The sequence below is a fragment of the Pseudorhodoplanes sp. genome (assembly GCF_035565855.1).
GTDB lineage: Bacteria > Pseudomonadota > Alphaproteobacteria > Rhizobiales > Xanthobacteraceae > Pseudorhodoplanes.
In genome coordinates this window covers 1-24,810 of the sequence record NZ_DATMRX010000103.1, presented here as the reverse complement: position 1 = coordinate 24,810, position 24,810 = coordinate 1, and the positions used below count along the sequence as shown (strand labels likewise).

Sequence of the window (24,810 nt, the reverse complement as noted above, 5' to 3'; positions counted from 1 at the left end):
GCTGGTTCTTGCGCAGGTCCCAGACCGCGCCGGAGCCGCGCACCATCACGCCGGAAAAGCCCCATTTCCACGCGTCTTCCAGCGACACGACGCCGATATCGACGTTGCGCTGCTTGAAGATGCGGTTGCCGGTGAGCAGCTTGTCTATGTCGTCGAGCGTCTTCAGGAACGGATCGCACCACGCTTCGATGTCGTCGATCAGCTTCTGCGGCAGATCCTGATGCACGCCGCCGACGCGGAAATAGGCCGCATGCATGCGCGAGCCTGACGCCCGCTCATAGAACACCATCAGTTGTTCGCGCGGCTCGAAGCCCCAGAGCGGCGGGGTCAGAGCGCCGACGTCCATCGCCTGCGTGGTGACGTTGAGTAGATGCGACAGGATGCGGCCGATTTCGCAATACAGAACGCGGATGAGCTGGGCTCTGCGCGGCACTTCCAGACCAAGGAGCTTTTCCGCCGCGAGGCAGAAGGCATGCTCCTGATTCATCGGCGCGACGTAGTCGAGCCGGTCGAAATACGGGATCGCCTGCAGATAGGTCTTCTGCTCGATGAGTTTTTCGGTTCCCCGATGCAGTAGTCCGATATGCGGATCGACGCGCTCCACGATCTCGCCGTCGAGCTCGAGCACAAGGCGCAGCACGCCGTGCGCCGCCGGATGCTGCGGTCCGAAATTGATGGTGAAATTGCGCTCGCCAGACGTCTCGGCCATTGTCCTGTTATCCCCTGGCCTCGTCGCCGCCCGGCGCAAACAGCGCAAACACTTCGGCACCCGTCATGTTGTGAGTCTTGTTGGCGAAATCGTAATAGGCCGGCTTTTCGTCGATGAAGACCTGACTGGTGAAGGCGAGCGTCTTCACATCGTCGAAGGCCTCGGCGGATACGAAATACATGTCCTTGTCGATCAGCCGGTAATAGAGCGTCGTGCCGCAAGTCTTGCAGAAACCGCGTTCGGCCCATTCGGACGAGCGATAGACGCCGGCCTTCGACGCGTCCTCGATCTTCAGCGACGTCCCGCAATCGCGCACCATGAACGGACCCGCCGACCAGCGGCGGCAGATGCTGCAATGGCAGGCGCCGACGTCGTCATTCGCGGGCGTCGCGGTGAAGCGCACCGCGCCGCAGAGACAACCACCGGACTTGCTTTCGGCCATCGTTTCGTCCTCTCAGGCCGCTTGTGCCGCGCGCGCCTTCTCGGCAACGCGCGCATTGAACTTGTCGTAGTTGACGACCGCGCGCTTGTGCCGGCCTTCGCCGATCACATCGACGCCGTCATGGCCGCGCACGTGAAAGCTCACGGTCTTGCCGTCGACCCCGGTGCACTGGCATTCCACCGTCACCGTCAGACCAGGCGGTGTCGCCGCGAGATGGCTGAAATCGACATGGATGCCGAGCGAGCCTTCGCCCGGATCGAGATGCATATTCAGCAATTCGGTGCAGCACCACTCGAACAGCCCGACCATGTAGCCGGTCGCGAAGACCCGCGGCATGGCGCGGAACATCGGCGATTCCGGATAGAATTCCGGAACCGTCTGCCGGTCGGTAATGGTGAAGGTCAGGCTGTGCTTGAGACCGGGGCGGAGCGTGTCTTTCATCCCGCCCCCTTCCCGCCGCCGGGACCGGCCTTCTCGTCCCCCGGAAGCTGGTAGTCGGTGCCTTCCCATGGCGACAGGAAATCGAAATTGCGGAATTCCTGGTTGAGCCGCACCGGCTCGTTGACCACGCGCTTCTGCGAGTCGTCCCAGCGCACCTCGACGAAACCGGTCAGCGGGAAATCCTTGCGCAGCGGATGACCCTCGAACCCGTAATCGGTCAGGATGCGGCGCATGTCGGGATGGCCAACGAACAGCACGCCATACAAATCGTAGGTTTCGCGTTCGAACCAGTCGGCACCCGGAAACACCGAGATGATCGAGGGGACCGGCGTCACTTCATCGGTCGCGACCTTCACCCGCACCCGGGCATTCTGCTTCGGCGACAGCAGGTGATAGACGACATCGAAGCGCTGCGCGCGCTGAGGATAGTCCACCGCCGTGACATCGATGATGTTCCAGAACTGGCAGGCACCATCGTCGCGCAGGAACCGGACCACCTCCACGATGTCGGCGGCATTGGCGTACACATTGAGTTCGCCATAGGCGATCTCATAGCCGGTGACGGCCTTCGGCAGCCCCGCCTTGATCGCGTCTCCGATCGCCTGCAGCTTTTCGGTCATGCTAACGCTCGATCGTTCCGACCCGCCGGATCTTCTTCTGCAACAGCATCACGCCGTAGAGCAGCGCCTCCGCGGTCGGCGGACAGCCCGGCACATAGATGTCGACCGGCACGATGCGGTCGCAGCCACGCACCACGGAATAGGAATAGTGATAATAGCCGCCGCCATTGGCGCAGCTGCCCATTGAGATGACGTAACGCGGCTCGGGCATCTGGTCGTAGACCTTGCGCAAAGCCGGCGCCATCTTGTTGGTCAGCGTGCCAGCGACGATCATCACGTCGGACTGGCGGGGCGAAGCGCGCGGCGCGAAGCCGAAACGCTCGGCGTCGTAGCGCGGCATCGACATCTGCATCATCTCGACCGCGCAGCAAGCCAGCCCGAAGGTCATCCACATCAGCGAACCGGTGCGCGCCCAGGTGATCAGGTCGTCGGCGGTCGTAACGAGGAACCCCTTGTCGGCGAGTTCCGCATTGACGCCGATGAAAAACTGGTCGTCCGCTCCCACCGGCTTGCCGGTGCGCGGATCCAGAATGCCTTTGGCGGCGGGTGCAGTGACGGCGGTCATATGGTTCATCCGATCGAGGGGGAGCGTGCCGGAATTCGCTTCAGTCCCGAGGTTCCGGGAGCGTCTTTTCCGCGCGGCGCTCTAATCCCATTCGAGCGCCCCCTTCTTCCACTCATAGATAAAACCGATCGTCAAAACGCCAAGGAAAATCATCATTGACCAGAAGCCGAAGGGACCGAGCTGACCGAAGGCGACCGCCCACGGAAACAGGAACGCGACTTCGAGATCGAAGATGATGAAAAGGATCGCGACGAGGTAGAACCGCACGTCGAATTTCATGCGCGCATCGTCGAACGCATTGAAGCCGCATTCGTAGGCCGACAGCTTTTCCGGATCGGGCTCGCGATAGGCGACGATGAAGGGTGCGACGAGAAGCGCGAGACCGATGCCGGCGGCGACGGCGATAAACACCACGAGCGGAAAATAGTCCTGAAGAATCTCGCTCATAATTCTCCTCACAGGGCGCGCGACCGGTTCGGACCCGGCAAAACCCTGTCATCGATGTCCGGCGGACGGAACCGCCAGACTCCCCCAACCCGGCCCCAGCTCGGATTCGTTCCAAGAAATCGGGGCAGGCTTAGCGCACGGCTTTTCCCCCCGCAAGCGTCTGAAAAGCCCGAATAAGTCACACGCCTGCGCTGTAGCCGCACGCCGCGAGCGAGTGCCGGGCGAATTCGGTGCCGGCGGCTCAGGCCCACCCTGCTCGACCGCGCATCACCAGTTCCCGCGGCGACGTCACGGTCCCGTTGCTCCCCGGGCGTCCTCCACAACTTCTTCTGTCAGCTGCGACGCCGCCGAGGCCCGAGAGCACCGTAGTGAACGGCGCAACCACGCGCATTTCTGTCACACGTGACGGATATGTGAACCCGCTCTGCTCGGGGTCGCGAATTGCCTCCCCGAGGGCCTTACGACAAGATTACGGAATGCAGATGAAACAACCAAACGCGATTCGATTCGCGAGCGCCTTGTTGAGTGCGTCGATGATTGCCTTGGCGATTGCTGGGGCGATGCTGTTTCCACTCTTCCATCCCGGACCGGGCGGCCAATCGCGCACGCCTTTCATAAAAGTCGAAGAGTTGTCGGCGCAGGCCAAGAAGAAGCCTGCAAAGAAATCAGGCAAGGCCGCGCCGAGCGCCAAGAGCGACGCGTCCGGTCCGCTGCCGCGCACCGCGTTCTCTGCTGACGATCAGGCGGCGGCGGCTATCGCCAACATGCCTGATGCCCGGTTCTGGGCCGATTCGGAGAGTGCGTATCTGCGAGCACTTCCGCCCAATCCGGGTCCGTGGCTCATTCTCTCCACGGGCGGCGAGGACGGCGCATTCGGCGCAGGCCTGCTCGGGGGATGGTCGAAAACCGGAACCCGTCCGGAATTCTCCCTCGTGACCGGCGTCAGCACCGGCGCGCTGATCGCGCCCTTTGCTTTTTTGGGCTCCGCCTATGACGAACAGCTTCGTGATGCCTATACGACGATCAGCGCCGTCGACATCTTCGAGGTCGGCGGCAAGGGCGAGAGCTTTCTTGACACCTGGCCGCTGCACAGCCTGATCGAAAAGCGCGTCACGCCGGAACTTTTGAAGGCGATCGCCGCACAACATGCGCGCGGCCGCCGGCTCTTTATTCTCACCACCAATCTCGATGCTGGACGGCCGGTCGCCTGGGACATCGGCGCGATCGCGACCCGCGGCGACAAGGCCGCGCTCGACCTCGTGCGCAAGGTCATGGTGGCGGCGATCAGCATTCCCGGCGCGTTTCCGCCCACCTTCATCGAAGTCGAAGGCAACGGCCGTAAATTCGAGGAGATGCATGTCGACGGCGGACTCGCCGATCAGTTCTACATCGCGCCTGATTCCATGCTGGCCAGCACCAGCACCACAAAACTGCCGGCGACCGACTTCTACATCATTGCCAACATGAAGCTGAGTTCGGACTTCCAGCTCACGGAACGCACGACGCTCAGCATTCTCAGTCGCACCGTCAGCGCCGCCATCAAATTCGTGACCCGCAATGCTATCGACCGTGCCTATGCGACCGCACAGCGCAGTGGCATCGGTTTTTACGTCGCTCACGTACCCGCGAGTTTCAGCGCCCCGGCACGCGGGGCATTCGATCCGGACTATATGAAAGCCTTGTATGAAGTCGGGTTCGCCCGAGGCGCTGGAGGAGAACCTTTCCAGCGTGCGCCGGGCGACTATTCCAGTCAGCCGAAAAAGGTGGCCCGATAACGCCGCCGCTCGAGAGGAACGCACGATGATTCAACGATTGGCTGTTGCGGGATTGCTGATCCTTGCCGGCGCCGGCGGCCCCGCCGTCGCCGCCAAGGCAAAACCTCAGGCGACCGGAGCCTTTGATGGCCTATGGAGCGTTCTCATCATCACGGAGCAAGGCACTTGCGACCGCGGCTATCGCTACGCCGTCCGGATCAAGGGCGGGCGCGTCGGCCATGCCGATCCAGCGAATTCGAGCTTCCGGATCTCCGGCAATGTCGGAAGCGGCGGTGCCGCGCGGGTCAACGTCGCCCGCGGAAATCAGAGCGCCAGTGGCGCGGGGCGGTTGTCGCGCAATGCAGGCTCGGGCCGCTGGAAGTCAGCGAAGGGCGAATGCTCCGGCGTCTGGCAGGCGGAACGTCGCGGCAGCTAGCAACGACGACGGATCGTCCTATGTGTAGCCCGCGGGTGACCGCGCGCTTCCGCGCGTCTTGAGCCCTGCGGCGCGAAGCATGGCGAACCTGATATCCGATATTGTCGAACAGGCGCGACTAACCTCCCGTGCGCTGATCGAATACAGCCATAACCTCTTTGAACCGACCGTGCGCCTCGGCGTGACCGGCCTGTCGCGCGCCGGCAAGACCGTGTTCATCACCGCGCTGGTCCATGGCCTCTTGCGCGGTGGCCGCTTTCCGGTTTTCGAGGCGATGGCCTCCGGACGCATCGCGCGCGCGCGCCTTGCGCCGCAGCCCGACGACACCGTACCGCGCTTCGCCTACGAAGCGCATCTGGCGCAGCTCCTGACCGAGCGGCAATGGCCGGACTCCACCAAACAGATCAGCGAATTGCGCCTCGTCATCGAATATCAGTCGCAAAATCGGTCGATGCGCGAACTCACGCTCGACATCGTCGACTATCCCGGCGAGTGGCTGCTCGATCTGCCGCTGCTCCGCCAGAGCTATGAGGAATGGTCGGCCGAGACGATCCGCCTGTCCCGCGAGGGCGACCGCGCCGACCTTGCCGGCGCCTGGCATTTCGAGATCGCCGCGCTCGATCCGAGGGCGCCCGCGGATGAGACGCTGGCCCAGACCGTGGCGCGGCATTTCACCGACTACCTGCGCAACTGCCGGGACGAACGCTTCGCGCTGAGCCTGCTGCCGCCGGGCCGCTTTCTGATGCCGGGAGAGCTGGCGGACTCACCCGCCCTGACCTTTGCGCCGCTCGACCGGCTGGAGGGTTCGGCACCGTCCGGCTCGCTCTGGGCGATGATGCGGCGACGCTATGAGTCCTACAAGGACGCGATCGTGCGTCCCTTCTATCGCGATCACATCGCGCGGCTCGACCGCCAGGTCGTGCTCGTCGATACCCTGACCGCGCTCAACGCCGGTCCCGATGCTCTCCGCGATCTTGAGCGCGCCCTCGCCGCAATCCTCGACAGCTTCAATGTCGGCCGCAATTCCATTCTCTCGGCGCTGTTCGCGCCGCGCATCGACCGCATCCTGTTCGCGGCGACCAAAGCCGACCTTCTGCATCACACCTCGCACGATCGCCTGGAGCGCATCCTCGAGCGGCTGGTCGCCGACGCTGCAAAACGCGCGGACTATTCCGGCGCGCGGATCGATGCGATCGCGATGGCATCCGTGCGCGCCACCACCGAAGCGCATGTCGGCGGCGCGCAGGGAACGCTGCATGCCATCATGGGCACGCCGCTCGCCGGCGAACAGGCTGGCGGCCGGACCTTCGACGGTGAATCCCAGATCGTGATCTATCCCGGCGACCTGCCGGAGAATCCTGCCGCGATGTTCGATCCGCAAACACGGTTCCGTGGCCTGTCCTCGGCCCCGTCCGATGACACCGATTATCGCTTCCTGCGTTTCCGTCCGCCGGCACTCGAGCGCATCGAGGGGGGTGTGCCGGCACTGCCGCATATCCGTCTCGATCGCGCGCTCGAATTCCTGATCGGAGACCGCCTGCGATGACCGCCCGTCCGCGAAAGCCTGCCGTGTTCTCGCCGGACGACCCGAATGTGGTCGTGACCGCGGCGAAGGAAGAGCCGCTGATCGATTTGCTCGCGCAGAGCGAGGCCGAAGCGACCCAGCTCCCGGCGGTTGCCTCGGCGACCAAGGCGCGGTGGCGCTTTCCCTGGCGCAAGATCCTGTTCGGTGCGCTCGGGGGGCTGATTTCGCTCGGGGTCGGTCTTGCCGTCACCAAGCTGATCGAGGACCTGTTCGCCCGCTTCGAGGCGCTGGGCTGGCTCGCGCTTGCGCTCGCAGGTGCCGCCTTGCTGGCGCTTCTCGCCATAGCCGCACGCGAACTCGCCGCGCTGTCGCGGCTCGCCAAGATCGACCACCTGCGCGAGCGGGCAACGCAAACGCTGGTCAGCGACAATCGCGCCGAGGGACAGGCGATCCTGCGCGAACTGCTCGCCATCGAGAATCAGCTGCCGCATCTCGCGCGCAGCCGCGCGAAACTCGAGGCGCATTTCTCCGAAATCATCGACGGCGCCGACCTCATCCGGCTCGCCGAGCGAGAATTGATGGCGCCGCTCGATCGCGAAGCGCGCCAGCTCGTCAGCAATGCCGCCAAGAGGGTGTCGATCGTGACCGCAGTGTCGCCGCGTGCGGTCATCGACATCTTCTTTGTGCTGATCACGGCGCTCGGCCTCGCGCGCAAGCTTGCCCTGCTCTATGGCGGTCGGCCGGGCACGTTTGGATTGCTGCGGCTGATGCGGCATGTGATCGCCCATCTCACCATCACCGGCGGCATGGCGGCCGGAGACACCCTGATCCAGCAGATGATCGGGCATGGCCTTGCCGCCAAGCTCTCGGCGCGCCTCGGCGAAGGCGTGCTCAATGGATTGCTGACGGCGCGGCTCGGTCTTGCTGCGATCGAGGTGACGCGCCCCCTGCCCTTCGCGGCGCTCCCGCGTCCGACCCTGACCGAGGTTGCGGGCGGCGTCATCAAGAGCGCGGAGAAGACCGACGCGGAGGGCTGAACGCGAAGCGGCGAAGGCCGCCTAAAAACCCTTGATCAGGCCGCTGTCGACCAGCAGCCGGTTAAAGCGCCGCGCCTCGGCGCCTTCCTTGCAGCGATAGAACATGCCGTTGCAGCGTTCCAGAATGCGCCGCTGTTCGGCGAAGGTGGAATCCAGCGGCAGCCCGGCCGCCTCCTGCACCACGAGCGGCAGATAAGGCGCATCCAGCTTGTCGCGCGCCAGCGACAGGTCCGCGGGCGTGAAATTGATCGCATCGATCGCGTAATAGGCGGTGAAGAAACGCGGATCGCGATTCATGATGCCGCGCGCGATTTCGGCGTCTGAGGAATCCGGCGCGACAAGACGCGCCGCAATCGATGGCGGATGATCGCCGAAGCGCACGATCAGGAACGACTCGTCCGGATAATCGCGCTTGAGCTTCTCGACGAAGGCGCGGTAGTCGCGCGCGCTGATGGTCTGGCGGCGGATATATTCGTCTGTCTCCGCGTCCGCATTGAGCTTCACCCAATCCGGCGTCAGATCCGCGCGATAGGTCGTGTCCCAGGGGAAGTGGTTGGCGACCGTATAGACGAACAGAAAGAGCGGTGCCGTGCCTCTCTCCTTTTCAAACAGCCGCAGCGCCTTGTCGTAATAGAAGCTGTCGGGCTCCACATCGCCCGCCCCCATCTCCCGCGAATCGATCATCCGGTCGATGCCGGCGCTCTTCTGGAACGAGCGCGCCCCGAGAAAGGCGCCATAGGCCGGATAGAGCGTGAAGGTCTTGTAGCCGCAGCGGCGCAGCGCCTGCGGCAGTCCGCGCCGGATGCGGCCGGCGGCCAGCCGCGTCACATGGAAGCTCATGCGCCCGAAGGAGCGGGTCGACAGCCCGGTCAGCACATTGAATTCGGTGTACCAGGTCGGCCCACCCGCCGCTTCCGTGATCAGGGATCGGGTCTTGCCGTCGGCCGACAGGAAATGTCGGCCGTAGCCGTCCGGGATTTTCACGCCCGGTGCGTTGCGGATATCGAAGCTCGACTCGTCCAGCACCATGATGATGTGCGGCGGCTTGCCCGCCGGCTGGCAATCGTCGTCGGCGGGCAACGGCTTCATCCGGCTCGCCACCGCACGATCGAGTTCGAACCATCCGCCGTTCGACAATTCGGAGAGCGACACCACCATCGAACGCACGAAGTTCGAGACATGGTTCACGCCCTGGAACGGCTCGTGCGGTTCTTCGGGCACGCGGTTCGACAGGACGACGATCCCGACGAGGCAGACGGCACCGAGGCTGGCCGTCACGCTGCGCGGAACGCTGGTGCGGTCGATTGTCCAAAGGAGAATCGCAAGACCCACGCAGCCGATCGCGGCCGCGACCGTGATAATCCGCAAGCCCGGCATCACCGACATCAGGAAGGACAGGCTGTCGGAATCGACCAGCATGACGTCGAGGAAGGTCGCCGTCATCCAGGTGATCTTGAACTTGAACTGCGAGACCAGGATCAGGAACTCGACCAGCCCGAGCGACAGGGCCGCGGCCAGGGCGGCGCGTCGCACCACCAAAAGAAACAGGCAGTTCAGGCAGATCCAGGTCAGCAGGCAGACCGTCAGACCAAACGCGCCAAACTCGGTCTGAAAGATGCGGACGATCGCCCACAGGTGGAGCGCTGCCGCAAGAATGACTCCCGGCCAGCCTCCCTGGGCAAGCCGGCGGATCGCACTATGGCCAACAGCTGTCATGAACTCGTTATGTCTGGCTCGCGTACGTCGGAACGCGGCGCATCAGGTTGTCATCATTCTGTAACAAAATCGTCATGACAAGCTCTCCCGATGTCGCGGACGGCTGCCCGGCATTAAAAATTCTCCAGACGCCGCTGGCGCTCGCGACCGGCCTTCCCTAAATTCATGACTGTTCCTGGTGAGGGAACGCCCTTTTCGTTCTTCACCCAGGAGCCGTCCCATGGACGTCAGCGGCAGCGCGCTTCAGCAATCCATCACGTTGAATCAGGCCAAGAAGCTCGTGCAGTGCATGGCGCACGAGCAGAGCTTCCTGCTGCTCTCGCCTCCCGGCGTCGGAAAGTCGGAGATGGTCTATCAGGCGGCCGCCGAGGCCGGCCTGCCGTGCCGCTCCCTGCTCGGGACCCAGATCGCACCCGAGGACGTCAGCGGCGTTCCCAAGATCGTCGGCGAACGTTCGGTCTTCTGCCCTCCCCGCATCCTGCTGCCGGAGAGCCCGCAGACCTTCTGCCTGTTCCTGGATGAATTGCCGGCCTGCGCCCCGGACGTGCAGAAGGCCTTCTACTCGCTCCTCCTGGAACGCCGGCTCGGCGAACATGCGTTACCGGCCGGCACCTGGGTGGTGGCCGCCGGTAACCGCCAGCAGGATCGCGCGCTGGTGCGCGCCATGAGCTCGGCGCTCGTCAACCGCGTCACCATCGTCAACCTGCGCGTCGATGCCGACGAATGGCAGGACTGGGCGCGCCGGAGCGGGATCCGGGCTGACATCCGCAACTTCGTCTCGTTCATGCCGGACGCGCTGCTGCGCGAGGTGCCGCAGGAGCCAGCGCCGTTCTCGACCCCCCGCGCCTGGGCCGAACTCTCGCGTGCCCTCGACATGGCTGAGGCTGCCGGCATTCTGTCCCGCGATACCCGGCGTGCGCTCGCCTTTGGCCGGCTGTCGGCCGAGGACGCCGCCGTTTTCTGTGCCCTGGCGGAAGAGACCGTCGGCACCCTCGCGCCGGTCGAAAGTTATATCGAGCATCCCGAAACGCTGCCGAAGGGCGAAACCGCCCGCTGGTTCGTCCTCAACGCGATCCGTCAGAACGTCGCCGCGGGACGTCTCGGACAGGTCAAGCCGCGCGCCGTGTCGCGCTTCCTGCGCGCGCTGCCGACCGAGGCCCAGCTCACGCTGTTGACCGACCTCGTGGAGCAATGGGGCGCGCTGGGCGCCGACAAGGCGATGCTTGCGTTGCTGCGCACGGTGACGAAGCAATGAATGCGGTCGCGCCTCACGCGGCCGCGCAGACGGACCGGCTCGCCGAGCGCGCGATCCTGAAACGGATCGAAAGCGCGCTGCGCATGGTCACGGTGCCGCTCCCGCATCTTGCGGGGCTCGCCGCGGCTGTGCGCGTCAATCTCGACTGGCGCGTGCCGACCATGGGCATCTTCGCGTCCGGACGTCTCGTCGCCAATCCCGCATTCACCGCAAAGCTCAAGGACAACGAACTCGTCTTTGTGCTGGCGCATGAGCTTCTTCATCTGGCGCTGCGCACGCACGACCGCGCGCGCGGCTCGGGCCGGCTCGAGTTCAACTACGCACACGACTACATCATCAACGACATCCTGCGCGGCGAACTGGGCTTTGCCACGGTCCCGGCCGGCGGGCTCGACATGCCCGGCGCGCGCAACCGCTCCGCCGAGAACATCGTGATCGAGATGCGGCGCAATGCCGATCTGATGCGTACCCGCAGCCAGGTCTGGGACGGCAAGGACAGCAGCGTGCGCCGGGTGCTTGGCGGCGGCCGTGGCGGCGAGGACAAGGGTGATTCCTCGAACGACGAGGCAGGCGACGTCCTGACCGACAAGACCGAACGCGACATGTTTCCCGCCGAGGGGTATGACCAGGCGCAACGCAAGGCCGCGATCGAAGCGGCCATCGCACGCGGTCAGGCGCTCGCCGCCGCGATCGGCAAACAGAAGGCGCGCGGCGACACGAGCGGGGGCATGAGCGCGCAGGTATCCGCCCTGCGCGGCCGCCTCCGGCCCGCCTGGCAGGACGCGCTGCAGCGCTGGATCGAATCCTCGGCATCGGACGAACGCACATTCGCGCGGCCGTCGCGCCGCGGCGCCGATCGCACCGACCTTGTCATGCCAGGACGCCGGCGCACGTCCTGGATGCTCAACATCGTGCTCGATACGTCGGGCTCGATGACCGACGCCATTCCGCTGGCCCTTGGCGCCATCGCCGATTTCTGTGACGGCGCCGGCGTCGATCAGGTGCGGATCATGCAATGCGACAGCGCGGTCACGGCGGACGAGATCGTCTCGCCCGATGCGCTCGCGAGCTATCCGGTTCACGGCTTCGGCGGTAGCGATCTGTCGCCTGCCATGCTGTCGCTCGCCGACGATCCGCTGGTGCGGACAGCGATTGTCATCACCGACGGGGACATCGTCTTCCCGGCGGAGCCGATGCCCTATGCCGTGCTGTGGGTGTTGCCGCGCGCGGCCTCGTTCAATCCGCCTTACGGGCGCGTCATCGCGATGGATGGGAGCCAGCCATGAAGGTCGTGCAAGAACTGGTCACATATTTCGACCGGCGCGGACAATTGTCGAAAAAGGAAGTCCGGCAATTGCTCGACAAGGGCTATCTCGCCGCCGACGCGCCCCCGCATATGCTCGAACTCGGCTCGACGGTCGGCGCGAGTTACTATTTCCGCGTGCGCGGCGAGACGGAGGGCCCGCTCTGGGGCACCGACACCTACACCGCCGATTCGTCGCTTGCGGTCGCAGCGGTGCATGCCGGTCTCGTAAAACCCGGCGAGAGCGCGGTGATCAAGGTCACGGTGGTGGCGCCGCCCGCAAGCTATCAGGGCTGCGTCCGCAACGGCGTGACGAGCCATGATTTTGGCCGCTACGGCAGCGCCTACCGCCTGAGCGCGATCTAGGATCGTCAAAATCAATTCAAATGCCGCCGAGCCGGCCAAGGTCGCCTTAACCCGACTGCAAAAGCGCGAGCATCATCAACCACAAGGAAACACTGGGCCCGGATACTCGCATTCCTCGTTCCTTGGGATTCAGCGGTTGGCGGAAATGAACACTATTCTGGCCCAGCTTTCCTTGGACTTCAGCTGGCGCGGCATCGCGTTGACGACCTGCGTCAGCGCCCTACTGAGCGCGCTGGTCATTTTTGTCCTGCGCCGGGCCCAGTCCGCCGGTGCCGATCGCCGTCGCTGGATCTGGACCGGCGGGATCGTGCTGGGCTGCGGCATCTGGGGCGTCTGTTTCCTCGACGCTGCCATCCACCGGCCTGACGGCGCGGCCGGGCTCGACCTCAGGTTTTTGCTTCTCGCGCTCGCTGTCGCCATCCTGCTTGCCTGCGCCGGCATGCGGCAGGCCGTAGCCGGGCAAGCGCTGTGGAGGTTCTTCATCGGCGGCGGTCTTGTCGGCGCGGCCATCGCCGGGGCCTCCCAAATCATGATGATTGCATCACCCGGGCCTTCGGATCAGCCGTGGTCCATCGGGCTTGTCGTTGCCGTTACCGCGCTTGTGATGGCGCTCGCATCCGCGGCTCTTGTCGTCGCCGAGGACGAAGCCACTAAAAGAGCCAACATCATCGCCGCAGTGCTGCTCTGGCTTGCGATCATGGCGCATCAGCTCGCCAAAATGGGGCTGACGATCGTCAGTTCCGAGGTCGACCGGTTCGGCCATATCGATCTGTTGTCATCGGCGACGCTGATGACGGTCTTTGCGATCGCGGCCATCGTGCTTCTGATCCTCGCGGTGCTTGGCGCGCGTGCCAACGACGCGCTGCGCGAACGCGACCGCAGGCTCAATCTTGCCATCAACGCGATGTCACAGGATTCCTGCTGTTCGACCGCGAGGAAAAGATCATCTCCTGCAACGACCGCTATCTCGAGATCTACGGCCTGGAAAAAGGCCTGATCAGGCCCGGCATGCATCTCGAGGACCTGATCCGGCATCGCCTCGCCAGTGGCATCCCGGTGAAAGACCCGGAGCGATACGAAGCCGAATTCCGCGCCATCCGCGCCCTGCGGCAACCGTCGACGACTTCGGTCGAGCTTGCGGACGGGCGCACTATCTTGATGACGAACACGCCGCTTCCCGATGGCGGCTGGCTTGGCGTCCATGAAGACATCACCGAGCGGCTCTGGTTTGAGACCTCGCTGAAAGTCGCGCGCGCCGAAGCCGAGAAAGCGCACCAATGCCTCCTGGAGGCTTTCGAGGCCGTTCCCGTCGGATTGTCGATGCTCGATTCCGACAGGCGTTATGTGCTGTGGAACAGCCACTTCGCCGAAATCTATCGTGACGTCGCCGACCTTCTGGTACCGGGGCGACATTTTGAAGAGATGGTCCGCGCCGGCATCGAACGCGGTCAGAATCCCGCTGCGCCCGGCCAGGAGGAAGAGTGGTTGGCCGGGCGTCTGGCGCTGCTCGACAGGCCGGACACGTCACACGAACAGCAATTGTCCGGCCAACGCTGGGTCCGCGCGGAAGACCGGCGCATGTCGGATGGCGGAATCATCAGCGTGCGCGTCGACATCACCGACATCAAACGCCGCGAGGAATCGTTCAGATTGCTGTTCGATGCAAATCCGACCCCTTTGATGGTCTACGACCTCGAGACCTTGCAGTTTCTGGCGGTCAACGACGCGGCGCTCGCGCAATACGGATATGATCGCGAGCGTTTCCTTTCCATGACCGTCCTGAACCTTCGTCCGCCCGAGGATCGCGATGAAGCGCGCAAGGCGCAGTCCTCGTCGCAGTTGCAAGGACGGATCAGGCGCCACATCCGCGCCGACGGCGCGTCGATGGAAGTCGCCATCTTCAGCCGCGAAATGGACTTCCAGGGCCGCAAGGCCCTGATGGCGGCCACCATCGACCTGACGGAGCGCAAACGGATCGAAAACGACGCGCGCCGGACCCGGGACTTCCTCAACGCAATCATCGAACACGTGCCGGCCATCATCATCGTCAAGGACGCGCGCGACCTGCGCTATGTGCTCGTCAACCGGTGGGCGGAACAATATTTCGGACGCCCCCGCACCGAGATCGTTGGCAAGACGACGCGCGACATCTTTTCGGAAGAGACCGCTGCTTTCATCGAGGAGCAGGATCGGGCGCTGCTGACCACGCGCTCCCCGCAAGCGACCGCGGAACATGCCCTCAAGATCCCGAACGGGGACACGCGCATCGTGTCGACGACAAAGCTTCTGATCCTCGGCGAGGATGGCGAGCCGAAATATCTGGTCACTGTCATCGAGGATCGCACCGAGGCCAAAGATGCCGAAGCGCAGATCGCCCATATGGCGCATCTCGCCCACCACGATCCGCTGACCGATCTTCCGAACCGGGCCCTGTTCAACAAGCACCTCGCATCGATCATCGAATCCACTTCGCTATCGCACGACCAGTTCGCCTTGATGTGCATCGATCTCGATCACTTCAAGGACGTCAACGACCTGTTCGGCCACGCTGTCGGCGATGAGCTGTTGCGCGAAGTCGCGCGCCGGCTGCGGGCGGCCGCGGCCGAATCGTTCGTCGCCCGTGTCGGCGGCGACGAATTCGTCGCGATCACCACGGCGGTCTCGGCCGATGCCGTGGCACAGCGCATGCTGTCCTCGATCCTCGACAACCACCTCGACATCGAGGGGCTTCGGCTGAACGTCGGTCTCAGCATCGGCATCGCACGGTTTCCCATGAACGGGTCCGACGCCGCGACGCTCCTGGCCAATGCCGACGCCGCGCTGTATCAGGCCAAGGCCGCGGGACGCGGGGCAGCCTGCCATTACGGCGCCGAGGTGCAGGTCTCGCAGCTGCGGGGGGTACAGCACGACCTCACTGTCCGCGGCGGGCTTGCCGGCCGGCCGAGAGCCAGTCCGGGCGGCCGCCTGGCGGGCGGCAACGGGCGCCGTTAACTGGCCCACGGCGTCCCAAGCCGGAATTTTTCGAGAAGCCGGCAAAAAGATGTGTTGGCGCTTGACTTAACGTGGGGTGGGATTTAACCCCGCGTCACTCCCGTCACGGGGGCGTAGCTCAGTTGGTTAGAGCGCCGGCCTGTCACGCCGGAGGCCGCGGGTTCGAGTCCCGTCGCTCCCGCCATTTCGACCCTGTTCGGTCAATGGCTTAGCGGGTCCTTTAGCCCCGATCCCTTCCGAAGAATCTGCTCGCAAAGCCGGGTCCGGCACTGCTTCTCGTTGACCAATCGCCAGGAGACGACTGCAGAACGGGGTTTTTCCGTTGCGTGCGGCACCTAAAAATGCTCTGGAGCCCTGTAAACAAGGCGTTTCCGGCGACTCCCGAATCGTCTAAACGCCACAATCACTGGTTTTTCGTTGCGGCGCCTATGAACAGGAGGGCCCCCCATGGCTGACAAGAAGCCGGCGACAGCTCCGACCATTACCCTGAAGCATCTCGCGGCTCAGTTGGCCGAGGAGCACCAGCTGTCCAAGAAGCAGAGCGAGGCGATGCTGGGCGACCTCGTGACCACGATCACCAAGCACCTCAAGAAGGGCGACCGCATCCGCATTGGTGGGCTCGGCATCCTGCAGGTGCGCAAGCGCGCAGCGCGCATGGGCCGCAATCCTGCGACCGGCGAACAGATCCAGATCAAGGCGTCGAAGAAGGTCGCGTTCCGCGCCGCCAAGGAACTCAAAGAAGCGATCTGACGCAACACGTCTTCTGATCCAATCGAAAGCGCACCGGTTCACCGGTGCGCTTTTTCTTTGGCCGCATTCCGACTTTGTGTGCGCTTCGACGCGCCCCTTTTCAGCTAATAAGCCGCGCCGCTTGTTAGAATTCATCCAGTATCGATGCCCTGTTTCGACGCAGCATCCATCGTCGAAGTTTGGACACGTGATAATGTTTCACGGAACTGATTGCAGTGATTGATCAATCCGCGCCGTCGCTTCGCACGAATGCGTCGTGCAGCGCGCGAGGCTCATTTTCGGATTGGACCAACTAAAAACTATCGTTGTTGATTTCCTTTTCGGTTTTGCGATTGAAGGTCCTGACACGTCGCTGAACGCGACCCGATGTGCGCCGCTGGTAGCTTGCGGCGCTTGAACACATCGCGCCAAGGACACGATATGCATTCGCCGTTCAAATCGCTCGTTGCGATGTTGCTTGCATCGGCACTGATCGCAAGTCACGGCGCCGCGCTCGCACAGAATGCGCAGGCGCCGGCATTGCAACCCGACATGCGAATGGCGCCCGCAGCCGCAGCGCCCTCCTCCGCTTCGCCGGCAGCATCTCAAGGTCCAGCGTCAGGCGGAGCTGCGCCGGCCGCAACCAGCACCCCGCCCACCGAAGCGACACGCGAGGCCGCTTCTCAATCCGGCATCATCCCCGCGCATATGCTGCCGCAGGATCTGACGCCCTGGCAGATGTTTCTCGATGCCGACATCGTCGTGAAGGCCGTCATGGTCGGACTGGCCTTCGCCTCGTTGATCACCTGGACGCTATGGTTCGCAAAGAGCGTGGAATTGCGTTTCGAGAAACGGCGCGCGCGCCGCAAGAATCGTTGGCTCGAGCGTGCGCGGTCGCTCCACGAAGCGCAGCAGGAATTTGCAGACGAGAAAGACCCGGTGGCGCGGCTCGTTCGCGCGGCTGCGCATGAAGTCGAGATGTCGCACATGCTGCCCAAGGAAGGCGTCAAGGAACGCATTGTCTGGCAGCTCGAACGCATCGAAGCGACCGCAAGCCGCCGGATTGGCAACGGAATGGGCGTGCTGGCGACCATCGGAGCGACATCCCCTTTCGTTGGCCTGTTCGGAACGGTGTGGGGGATCATGAACAGCTTCATCGGCATCTCGAAGGCGCACACCACGAGCCTTGCCGTGGTTGCTCCCGGCATTGCCGAGGCGCTGCTCGCGACGGCGATTGGTCTCGTCGCCGCGATCCCGGCGGTCGTGATCTACAACATCTTCACGCGGTCCATCGGCGGCTACCGGCTCATTCTCGGCAATGCCTCGGCAAACGTGTTGCGCCTCGCCTCTCGCGATCTCGATCGCGGGGCCGCAAGGCTGCGTCAGGCGGCGGAGTGATTCATGGCCGTTCACTTTGCAAAGGATGACGAGGACGTCGAGACGCACGACATCAACGTCACGCCTTTCATCGACGTCATTCTGGTGCTGCTGATCATCTTCATGGTCGCGGCGCCGCTCGCGACGGTCGATATTCCGGTCCAGCTTCCGAGTTCGACGGCGCAGCAAACGCCACGTCCGGACAAGCCCGTCTTCCTCACTGTCAAATCCGACCTGTCGCTCGCTATCGGCGAGGAGGCCGTTCCCCGGGCAAACCTGTCCGGCGCGCTCGACGCCGCGACCAAAGGCAACCGCGACGAACGGGTCTTCCTGCGCGCAGATCGTGCGGTGAGCTACGGCGACGTCATGGATGTGATGAATACGCTGCGATCGGCCGGCTACCTGAAGATCGGGCTGGTCGGGCTTGAGGCGCGAGAACCGTCACCATGAACGCGCTGGCGTGGGCTGCCGATATTGACCACGACGAAGGGCTGCATCTTGGCCGCTGGGCCAGCGCCATCCTGTTCGTCGGAACCGCCCATGCCGCTTTGGTCGCAGCTTATCTTTACGTCGCACCGGTCTCCGGCATCACCGGCGCCGACGTGCCACCGATCCTGATCGAATTCGCGCCTGAAGCCGCCTCACCCGAAACGCAGGCCGATCTTGCGCCAGGCCCGGAGACGTTCGACTCTCAGGCGACCCCGCCGCCGCAGGTTGCCCAGCAGGCCGCCGAGGAGCCGGTTGTCGATCTGCCCGAGGCGCCGGCGCCGGACCCTGACATCGTCGTGCCGCCCAAGCGTGAAGTGGTCGAAGACAAGAAGGAAGAAGTTCGGCAACCAAAGCCGGCGGAGCACGTCGAGCAATCGGTCCAGCAACAGGTTCAGTCCGTCAGCCAACCGACCTCAAATCCGAAAGCCGAGAAGCGTGCCGAGAAGCCGGTCGCACCGCAGGCCGGCACGACCGCGGCACGCAAGGCCATGGCGAATTACGCCAGCCTCCTCAGTGCGCATCTGCAGCGCTTCAAACGGCCAGCCAAGGGACACGGCACCGCCGTGGTGCGGTTTACGGTCAACCGCAACGGCAAGGTGGTCGCACGCAGCATCAAGCAGTCGTCAGGCTCCGAAGCGGTCGACGGCGAAGCGCTGGCAATGATCGCGCGCGCACAGCCGATGCCGGCCTTTCCTCCCGCGCTGTCACAGAACGAGGAGACCTTCGTTCAGGCAATCCGGTTTCGGTAGCTGCAGGACAATCGATCCCACTTCAGCAATGCCTGCCACACGGCCGCAATGCCTCTGTCAAACGCGCCATTGCGGCACGGATGGGCGCTCCTGCATTCCGGGAGACGGCGGAATGTCCGGCTGCTTTTTTCCGAAAATCTTTTCCCAAAGACTGTCTTCGCTCGGATCTTGCGTCATCGGGTCCGGGGCCGATGAGGGTTCGGTCGCGTTCGAAGGGTTTGCAGCGAACCGCTTCGCTAGTTCGGCGAAAGCGGTGTTGATGGTCTGTTCCAGAACGCCGTCGCGATGCTGCAGATAGGTTTTCAGCCGGACGACATCCTCGCCAGGCAGATCGAGACGCAGCGCGTCGATGAGACGCCGCGTCTCCTGGAATTGCTGGTTCATCTGGTCGAAATGCTGGGCAAGCGACGCGGCAAGCTGCTCCACCGCCTGATCGCTCGCCGGCACGGCGGCGCCGTACTTGCGTTCGCCGCGAATGAGCTGCGCCGCTGATGAATCCTGTGGCAGGCGCTCCAATGCGGTCAAGAGATCGTCAACCGAGACCTCCTGGTTGTCGCGGTTCTGCGCAAGCTCCTGCGCGAGCGTCACGATCATGTTGAACTCTTCGGATACGCTTGGCAGCGCGCTGCTCGATGGCGTGCCGCGCTCGATCTCCATCAAGGCGTGCATGGCGGCCCGGAACGCGCGATCGATGTCCATCTTGCGCATTTCGAACTGGCGGCTCGCATTCGGAATGAGCGTCATCGCAAGGACGAGGTGCGCGGCCGACACCGTGCCGTGATTGAATTCGCGCGCCAGTTTCGTCGTCTTGTGCAGACAGTCGGATGCGGACCGCGTGCATCCGTTGATTTTCGTATCGGGCTGCGCCGCAGGGAGCGGTGGTGTCTCGGCCCCCTTGTGCGTCGGCCCCGTCGCCTCCGCGTCGACAACCTGACCGTCGATGTACGGCGATTGATATGTGTTCATTGGCCCGCCTCCCCTTGATTACACACGCCGCAATCTGGTCACGCAGCGCGCTCGGCATGAGGCGAAGCCCCCATGTCGCTGCGCTCGTGAAATGGCTGGGGCCGGTGGATCATGCCGCGGCGGCGGCGCGGCGGATTGGGCAAGCAGTTGCGCGACGCTGTCAGCGAGCGACGGGACGGCTCTGGTGTCGGTGGCCGGTTCGCCATGGGTTTCAGGTTGCGTCTGAGGTTCGGTGACCGGTTCGGCGCCGCGCGCGCCATCTTCTCCGCGGTCGACCGTCACCGTGGCGTCTGCCGCCACAACCGGCTGCGCTGACGCATATGCCATATCCACGACATCGACGGCGCCGGTTTCAGCAGCGTCGGCGGTGTTCGAACCGGGTTGATCAGCTTCTGCGCTGACCGGCTCGGCGATGACGGAGACCTCCGAGAATGTCTCAGCTGCATCCGGCGCAGCAGGCGTGCTTGGCACGGGGTCGAGAAGCGCAAGGGCATCCGACAATTCGGGGACGATGCGCTCGATCGCCAGTAAGGCCCGATAGGCGCGGTTGTCGTCGAGCTGCGCCTGAACACGCGCCCGGATGTCGGCAAGAGCGCGCGTGAGATCGTCGAGGGCCGGGAAATCGGCGATCGTCTGATCGATCACCTTCAGCGCACGATAGCGATCAAGCGAGGCAACCTGGCGCTGCACATCGGCGTGCAGAGCATTCAACGAGGACAGGATTTCCGGACGCACCACGACTGTCATGACCCACCCCTCAACTGGAACTGGTCACACACTAGCAACCTAAATCAGCGGTTGCAATCTCAATATGACGCATCCATGGATTGTGTGGTTAACGCTGCGCAGGCGCCAGTCGACAGGATTTTTGAGGGGATCAACGATGGTGGGCGGTGACGGGATCGAACCGCCGACCCTCTCGGTGTAAACGAGATGCTCTACCAGCTGAGCTAACCGCCCGTGGGGTACGTAATAAGGTGACCCGCACCGGGCGTGCAAGTCGCCTGATGGCAAGTCACCTGTTGCAGAGTCGTTATTGCTGCTCCAAGCCCAGCTTGCTGTTGCAGAGTCGTTATTGCTGCTTCAAGCCCAGCTTGCGAACCAGCTCGCGAATTTCGATTGCTTCCTTTTCCATGAGCCGTCCCAATTCGCCGGGCGTGCTCGTTGCGAGCGTCATTCCGAATTCCTCGACCTTGCGCTTGAGCTCGGGATCACGTGCAGCCTCGGCAAAGGCCGCGTTAAGCGTCTGGATGACCGGCTCCGGCGTCCCCGGTGCCGCAGCGACGGCAAACCAGTTCGCAACGCTCGCTTCGCCAAATCCGGCTTCCTTCAGGGTCGGGACATCCGGAATCACGGCCCAGCGCTGCGGCCCATCGATGGCGAGCGCTCGCAGCTTGTTGTCGATCAGGAAGCTCTTCGCCGCCGGCGCACTTGGCCAGGCGATATCCAGCCGGCCGGCCACGAGATCCGCCATCATCGGCGCACCGCCCTTGTAGTGGATGAACTGAGCCGGGGCGCCCGTCAGCACCAGCAACTTGGCCGCCGCGAGATGAGACGGCGTGCCCACACCGGGCGATCCGAAATTGGCGCCGCCGGCCTTGCCCTTGGCAAACGCAGCAAGTTCCTTGATTGACTTTACCGGACTGTCCGCTGGAACGGCCACGATCCCGGTAAAATTGAAAACGGTCGAGATCGGCTGGGCGCCCTTGACCGGATCGTAACTCGCCGCCGAGGCGAGCGCAGGGATCGTCGCATGCTGTGCGCCCGAAAAAAGCAGCAACGTGTAACCGTCGGGTTGTGCATTCTGCAGTGCAGCTGCGGCCACCGCCCCGCTCGCCGCAGGCCGGTTCTCGACGATGACGCTCTGTCCAAGCTTCCGCGATACGGCTTCGGCATAAAGCCGCGCCATCACATCGGTCACCCCGCCAGCCGCCAGGCCCACCAGGATTGTGATGGGCCGGTTCGGGAAATCCTGAGCACGCCCCGGTGACGGAACAGCAAGCAGCAAGCCCGCGCTCAGGCAGAGCAAGGCTCGCTGGAGTAACGATCGACCGGACATTCTCATCTCACAGCAGAGGACAACGACAGTGAGTGCCTATCGCCTTCCCTGCGCGCAAGGCAAGCACGAACGCGTCGCGCAAAGAAAAACGGCGGCGCTGGAGCGCGCCGCCGTTGGGAAGCATTTGTGCGTCTCGGATCAGTGTGCGGTCAAGGCTGACGCCTCCTCGTCCGCTGCCTTTTCGGCGGCGGACTTGGCGGGGGGCTCTTCCCACTGGATCGGTTCGGGCTTGCGCACCAGGGCGCGCGCCAGAACCTCGTCCATGCGGGAAACCGGCACAATCTCGAGGTTGCTCTTCACGTTCTGCGCGATGTCCGCGAGATCCTTGGCGTTCTCCTCAGGGATCAGCACCGTCTTGATGCCACCGCGCAACGCGGCGAGCAGCTTCTCCTTGAGACCGCCGATCGGCAGCACCCGGCCGCGCAGCGTGATCTCGCCAGTCATCGCGACGTCGCGGCGGACCGGAATGCCGGTCATCACCGAGACGATCGCCGTGACCATGGCGACGCCGGCAGACGGACCATCCTTCGGCGTCGCGCCTTCCGGCACGTGCACGTGGATGTCACGCCGGTCGAACAACGGCGGTTCGATGCCGAAGGCGATCGCACGCGAGCGCACATAGGATGCGGCCGCCGAGATCGACTCCTTCATCACGTCACGCAGGTTGCCGGTGACGGTCATCTTGCCCTTGCCCGGCATCGACGTGCCTTCGATGGTGAGCAGCTCGCCACCGACATCCGTCCACGCCAGACCGGTGACAACGCCGACCTGGTCCTCGGACTCCATCTCGCCGAACCGATATTTCGGCACGCCGAGATAATCGCCGAGATCCTTCTCCGCGACATGCACCGCCTTCTTCTTCGACAGCGTCAGCTCCTTCACCGCCTTTCGGACCAGTGTCGAGATTTCGCGTTCGAGATTACGGACGCCCGCTTCCCGGGTGTACCGGCGAATGACGGTCAGAAGCGCATCGTCATCGATGGTCCACTCGTTGGCATTCAGGCCGTGCTTGGAGATGGCGGCCGGAATGAGATGCCTGCGCGCGATCTGGAGCTTCTCGTCCTCGGTATATCCCGCGATCCGGATGATCTCCATGCGGTCCATCAGGGGCGGCGGGATGTTGAGCGTGTTCGCGGTGGTCACGAACATCACGCTGGAGAGGTCGTAATCGACTTCCAGGTAATGATCGTTGAACGTCGCGTTCTGCTCGGGGTCCAGCACCTCAAGGAGCGCCGACGACGGATCGCCGCGGAAATCCGCGCCCATCTTGTCGATCTCGTCCAGGAGGAACAACGGGTTCGACGACTTCGCCTTCCGCATCGACTGGATGATCTTGCCGGGCATCGAGCCGATATAGGTCCGGCGGTGACCGCGGATCTCGGCCTCGTCGCGCACGCCGCCGAGCGACACGCGCACGAACTCACGGCCGGTCGCTTTCGCGATCGACTTGCCGAGCGAGGTCTTGCCGACGCCGGGAGGACCGACGAGGCACAGGATCGGACCGGTCAGCTTGTTGGCCCGCTGCTGCACGGCGAGATACTCGATGATGCGATCCTTGACCTTTTCCAATCCATAGTGATCGGCGTCGAGGATTTCCTGCGCGAGCTTGAGGTCCTTCTTGACCTTGGTCTTCTTCTGCCAGGGGATCGACAACAGCCAGTCGAGATAATTGCGCACGACCGTCGCCTCGGCAGACATCGGTGACATCTGCCGCAGCTTCTTCAGTTCGTGCTGCGCCTTCTCGCGGGCTTCCTTGGAGAGCTTGGTCTTCTTGATCTTGTCATCGAGTTCGGCGAGCTCGTCCTTGCCGTCCTCGTCGCCCAGCTCCTTCTGGATCGCCTTCATCTGCTCGTTGAGGTAATACTCGCGCTGCGTCTTCTCCATCTGGCGCTTCACGCGCGTGCGGATGCGCTTTTCGACCTGCAGCACGGAGATTTCGCTCTCCATCAGGCCGAGAACTTTCTCAAGACGCTCCGGCACGCTCACGGTCTCGAGCAACGCCTGCTTGTCGGCGATCTTGACCTGCAGATGCGAGCCGACGGTGTCGGCGAGCTTGGCATGATCGTCGATCTGCTGAACGACGCCCACCACTTCCGGCGAGACCTTCTTGTTCAGCTTCACGTAATTCTCGAATTCGTTGACCACCGAGCGCGCCAGCGCTTCGGCTTCGACGCGCTCGCCGAGATTGTCGTCGAGCACGACGGCGTCCGCCTCGAAATACTCGGAACGATCTGTGTATTTCAGAACCTTGGCGCGCTGCGCGCCTTCGACCAGCACCTTCACGGTGCCGTCCGGCAGCTTCAGCAATTGCAGGACGCTGGCAAGCGTACCGACTTCGTAGATGTCGCCGGTCGCCGGATCGTCATCCGATGCATTCTTCTGGGTCGCGAGGAGGATGAAGGTGTCGGACCGCATCACCTCTTCGAGCGCCTTGATCGACTTTTCGCGGCCGACAAAGAGCGGCACGATCATGTGGGGAAACACCACGATGTCGCGCAGTGGCAGCACCGGATAAGCCCGGGTTTCGCCCGGGGTCAGGGTTGGACGCGGCTTGTTGGCGGTCGTCATGGCCGTCATTCCTTTGTTCTTGTGCCCCTTCGGAGGGCCCGCAATTGCGCTACCATCCAAAGTGCCGAGGGAGGTCGGGAGGGACATGGCCAGGTCAGGCACCTTGACCATGTACGAGGGTGGTACGAACCCTGCCCGAAATGGAAGTTTCGAATTTCGTACGCTATCCGTTCGCCTGCCTTAGGTGGCGTTGCACCCTAGGGGAGTCAAGAGAACCGCGCTCCGCGCAGCTCTGCCCGTCTCCCCCAGGAAGCAGCGACTAGGGT

The 24,810-nt window shown here is 63.7% G+C and carries 24 protein-coding genes and 2 tRNA genes; 14 read left to right on the top strand and 12 right to left on the bottom strand.

Features of this window, described 5'->3' with window-relative positions; translation table 11 throughout:
* From VN004_RS05930 to VN004_RS05905, 6 genes are all read right to left on the bottom strand, one after another.
* Window positions 1–709, bottom strand: a 709-nt coding sequence (locus tag VN004_RS05930; protein WP_325607958.1) for an NADH-quinone oxidoreductase subunit D, incomplete at its 3' end; no start/stop codon positions are given.
* 7 nt (window positions 710–716) lie between these two features.
* Window positions 717–1,151, bottom strand: a complete 435-nt coding sequence (locus VN004_RS05925; RefSeq protein WP_325607957.1) for a GFA family protein — start codon at window positions 1,149–1,151, stop codon at window positions 717–719.
* A gap of 12 nt (window positions 1,152–1,163) precedes the next feature.
* Entirely contained in the window at window positions 1,164–1,592 is a 429-nt protein-coding gene (locus tag VN004_RS05920) for a thioesterase family protein (protein WP_325607955.1), read from the bottom strand.
* Window positions 1,589–2,212 carry an NADH-quinone oxidoreductase subunit C gene (locus VN004_RS05915; RefSeq protein ID WP_325607953.1) on the bottom strand — a complete coding sequence of 208 codons (624 nt, stop codon included), beginning with the start codon at window positions 2,210–2,212 and terminating at the stop codon, window positions 1,589–1,591. The genes VN004_RS05920 and VN004_RS05915 overlap by 4 nt, the downstream gene beginning before the upstream one ends.
* 1 nt (window position 2,213) lies before the next feature.
* The gene (locus VN004_RS05910) at window positions 2,214–2,786 is read right to left on the bottom strand and encodes an NADH-quinone oxidoreductase subunit B family protein (protein ID WP_325607951.1); all 573 of its coding nucleotides are present in this window, start codon (window positions 2,784–2,786) and stop codon (window positions 2,214–2,216) included.
* Between the two features lie 72 nt (window positions 2,787–2,858).
* Window positions 2,859–3,224, bottom strand: a complete 366-nt coding sequence (locus tag VN004_RS05905; RefSeq protein WP_325607949.1) for an NADH-quinone oxidoreductase subunit A — start codon at window positions 3,222–3,224, stop codon at window positions 2,859–2,861.
* Window positions 3,225–3,592: 368 nt separating this feature from the next.
* Here VN004_RS05905 and VN004_RS05900 point away from each other — a divergent pair, with 368 nt between their 5' ends.
* From VN004_RS05900 to VN004_RS05885, 4 genes are all read left to right on the top strand, one after another.
* Window positions 3,593–4,999, top strand: coding sequence for a patatin-like phospholipase family protein (locus VN004_RS05900; protein ID WP_325607947.1), 1,407 nt, complete (start codon window positions 3,593–3,595; stop codon window positions 4,997–4,999).
* A 25-nt stretch (window positions 5,000–5,024) separates the two neighbouring features.
* Window positions 5,025–5,414, top strand: a complete 390-nt coding sequence (locus tag VN004_RS05895) for a hypothetical protein (protein ID WP_325607945.1) — start codon at window positions 5,025–5,027, stop codon at window positions 5,412–5,414.
* A 79-nt stretch (window positions 5,415–5,493) separates the two neighbouring features.
* On the top strand, window positions 5,494–6,960 hold the full coding sequence (locus tag VN004_RS05890) for a YcjX family protein (protein WP_325607943.1): 1,467 nt from the start codon (window positions 5,494–5,496) through the stop codon (window positions 6,958–6,960).
* Window positions 6,957–7,976, top strand: coding sequence for a TIGR01620 family protein (locus VN004_RS05885; RefSeq protein ID WP_325607941.1), 1,020 nt, complete (start codon window positions 6,957–6,959; stop codon window positions 7,974–7,976). Before VN004_RS05890 ends, VN004_RS05885 begins: the two co-directional genes overlap by 4 nt.
* A 21-nt stretch (window positions 7,977–7,997) precedes the next feature.
* On the opposite strand, the gene VN004_RS05880 is transcribed toward VN004_RS05885, so the two are convergent.
* Entirely contained in the window at window positions 7,998–9,692 is a 1,695-nt protein-coding gene (locus VN004_RS05880; protein WP_325607939.1) for a sulfatase-like hydrolase/transferase, read from the bottom strand.
* A gap of 220 nt (window positions 9,693–9,912) precedes the next feature.
* Here VN004_RS05880 and VN004_RS05875 point away from each other — a divergent pair, with 220 nt between their 5' ends.
* The 10 genes from VN004_RS05875 to VN004_RS05830 all read left to right on the top strand — a co-directional run bounded on the left by VN004_RS05875 (window position 9,913) and on the right by VN004_RS05830 (window position 18,951).
* A complete protein-coding gene (locus tag VN004_RS05875; protein WP_325607937.1) occupies window positions 9,913–10,947 on the top strand; it encodes an AAA family ATPase in 1,035 nt (344 codons plus the stop codon).
* Window positions 10,944–12,233, top strand: coding sequence for a DUF2201 family putative metallopeptidase (locus tag VN004_RS05870; protein WP_325607935.1), 1,290 nt, complete (start codon window positions 10,944–10,946; stop codon window positions 12,231–12,233). The genes VN004_RS05875 and VN004_RS05870 overlap by 4 nt, the downstream gene beginning before the upstream one ends.
* Entirely contained in the window at window positions 12,230–12,616 is a 387-nt protein-coding gene (locus VN004_RS05865; protein WP_325607933.1) for an LCCL domain-containing protein, read from the top strand. The genes VN004_RS05870 and VN004_RS05865 overlap by 4 nt, the downstream gene beginning before the upstream one ends.
* 145 nt (window positions 12,617–12,761) lie before the next feature.
* Window positions 12,762–13,613, top strand: coding sequence for a hypothetical protein (locus VN004_RS05860; protein WP_325607931.1), 852 nt, complete (start codon window positions 12,762–12,764; stop codon window positions 13,611–13,613).
* Window positions 13,535–15,607, top strand: a complete 2,073-nt coding sequence (locus tag VN004_RS05855; RefSeq protein ID WP_325607960.1) for a PAS-domain containing protein — start codon at window positions 13,535–13,537, stop codon at window positions 15,605–15,607. Before VN004_RS05860 ends, VN004_RS05855 begins: the two co-directional genes overlap by 79 nt.
* A gap of 107 nt (window positions 15,608–15,714) precedes the next feature.
* Window positions 15,715–15,791, top strand: a tRNA-Asp gene (locus VN004_RS05850).
* Window positions 15,792–16,054: 263 nt separating this feature from the next.
* Window positions 16,055–16,357 (top strand): HU family DNA-binding protein, encoded by a 303-nt coding sequence (locus tag VN004_RS05845; RefSeq protein WP_325607929.1) that lies wholly within the window; start codon window positions 16,055–16,057, stop codon window positions 16,355–16,357.
* Window positions 16,358–16,777: 420 nt separating this feature from the next.
* The gene (exbB, locus tag VN004_RS05840) at window positions 16,778–17,734 is read left to right on the top strand and encodes a tonB-system energizer ExbB (RefSeq protein WP_325607927.1); all 957 of its coding nucleotides are present in this window, start codon (window positions 16,778–16,780) and stop codon (window positions 17,732–17,734) included.
* Between the two features lie 3 nt (window positions 17,735–17,737).
* Window positions 17,738–18,163: a TonB system transport protein ExbD gene (gene exbD, locus VN004_RS05835; RefSeq protein ID WP_325607925.1), complete on the top strand. Its 426-nt coding sequence runs from the start codon at window positions 17,738–17,740 to the stop codon at window positions 18,161–18,163.
* A complete protein-coding gene (locus tag VN004_RS05830; RefSeq protein WP_325607923.1) occupies window positions 18,160–18,951 on the top strand; it encodes a TonB family protein in 792 nt (263 codons plus the stop codon). Before exbD ends, VN004_RS05830 begins: the two co-directional genes overlap by 4 nt.
* A 57-nt stretch (window positions 18,952–19,008) precedes the next feature.
* On the opposite strand, the gene VN004_RS05825 is transcribed toward VN004_RS05830, so the two are convergent.
* From VN004_RS05825 to lon, 5 genes are all read right to left on the bottom strand, one after another.
* On the bottom strand, window positions 19,009–19,917 hold the full coding sequence (locus tag VN004_RS05825; protein WP_325607921.1) for a Clp protease N-terminal domain-containing protein: 909 nt from the start codon (window positions 19,915–19,917) through the stop codon (window positions 19,009–19,011).
* Window positions 19,918–19,935: 18 nt separating this feature from the next.
* A complete protein-coding gene (locus VN004_RS05820) occupies window positions 19,936–20,664 on the bottom strand; it encodes a hypothetical protein (protein WP_325607919.1) in 729 nt (242 codons plus the stop codon).
* Window positions 20,665–20,801: 137 nt separating this feature from the next.
* Window positions 20,802–20,877: transfer RNA gene (locus VN004_RS05815), tRNA-Val, on the bottom strand.
* Between the two features lie 112 nt (window positions 20,878–20,989).
* Window positions 20,990–21,925, bottom strand: coding sequence for a tripartite tricarboxylate transporter substrate binding protein (locus VN004_RS05810; RefSeq protein WP_325607917.1), 936 nt, complete (start codon window positions 21,923–21,925; stop codon window positions 20,990–20,992).
* A 189-nt stretch (window positions 21,926–22,114) separates the two neighbouring features.
* Entirely contained in the window at window positions 22,115–24,544 is a 2,430-nt protein-coding gene (gene lon, locus VN004_RS05805; RefSeq protein WP_325607915.1) for an endopeptidase La, read from the bottom strand.
* Window positions 24,545–24,810 lie beyond the last annotated feature (266 nt).

Coding starts and splice junctions, on each gene's coding strand:
- VN004_RS05915 (WP_325607953.1), bottom strand. CDS start 2,212: ATGACCGAAAAGCTGCAGGCGATCGGAGACGCGATCAAGGCGGGGCTG.
- exbD (WP_325607925.1), top strand. CDS start 17,738: ATGGCCGTTCACTTTGCAAAGGATGACGAGGACGTCGAGACGCACGAC.
- VN004_RS05920 (WP_325607955.1), bottom strand. CDS start 1,592: ATGAAAGACACGCTCCGCCCCGGTCTCAAGCACAGCCTGACCTTCACC.
- VN004_RS05870 (WP_325607935.1), top strand. CDS start 10,944: ATGAATGCGGTCGCGCCTCACGCGGCCGCGCAGACGGACCGGCTCGCC.
- VN004_RS05925 (WP_325607957.1), bottom strand. CDS start 1,151: ATGGCCGAAAGCAAGTCCGGTGGTTGTCTCTGCGGCGCGGTGCGCTTC.
- VN004_RS05875 (WP_325607937.1), top strand. CDS start 9,913: ATGGACGTCAGCGGCAGCGCGCTTCAGCAATCCATCACGTTGAATCAG.
- lon (WP_325607915.1), bottom strand. CDS start 24,544: ATGACGACCGCCAACAAGCCGCGTCCAACCCTGACCCCGGGCGAAACC.
- VN004_RS05845 (WP_325607929.1), top strand. CDS start 16,055: ATGGCTGACAAGAAGCCGGCGACAGCTCCGACCATTACCCTGAAGCAT.
- VN004_RS05895 (WP_325607945.1), top strand. CDS start 5,025: ATGATTCAACGATTGGCTGTTGCGGGATTGCTGATCCTTGCCGGCGCC.
- VN004_RS05910 (WP_325607951.1), bottom strand. CDS start 2,786: ATGAACCATATGACCGCCGTCACTGCACCCGCCGCCAAAGGCATTCTG.
- exbB (WP_325607927.1), top strand. CDS start 16,778: ATGCATTCGCCGTTCAAATCGCTCGTTGCGATGTTGCTTGCATCGGCA.
- VN004_RS05905 (WP_325607949.1), bottom strand. CDS start 3,224: ATGAGCGAGATTCTTCAGGACTATTTTCCGCTCGTGGTGTTTATCGCC.
- VN004_RS05880 (WP_325607939.1), bottom strand. CDS start 9,692: ATGACAGCTGTTGGCCATAGTGCGATCCGCCGGCTTGCCCAGGGAGGC.
- VN004_RS05825 (WP_325607921.1), bottom strand. CDS start 19,917: ATGAACACATATCAATCGCCGTACATCGACGGTCAGGTTGTCGACGCG.
- VN004_RS05830 (WP_325607923.1), top strand. CDS start 18,160: ATGAACGCGCTGGCGTGGGCTGCCGATATTGACCACGACGAAGGGCTG.
- VN004_RS05820 (WP_325607919.1), bottom strand. CDS start 20,664: ATGACAGTCGTGGTGCGTCCGGAAATCCTGTCCTCGTTGAATGCTCTG.
- VN004_RS05885 (WP_325607941.1), top strand. CDS start 6,957: ATGACCGCCCGTCCGCGAAAGCCTGCCGTGTTCTCGCCGGACGACCCG.
- VN004_RS05860 (WP_325607931.1), top strand. CDS start 12,762: ATGAACACTATTCTGGCCCAGCTTTCCTTGGACTTCAGCTGGCGCGGC.
- VN004_RS05890 (WP_325607943.1), top strand. CDS start 5,494: ATGGCGAACCTGATATCCGATATTGTCGAACAGGCGCGACTAACCTCC.
- VN004_RS05865 (WP_325607933.1), top strand. CDS start 12,230: ATGAAGGTCGTGCAAGAACTGGTCACATATTTCGACCGGCGCGGACAA.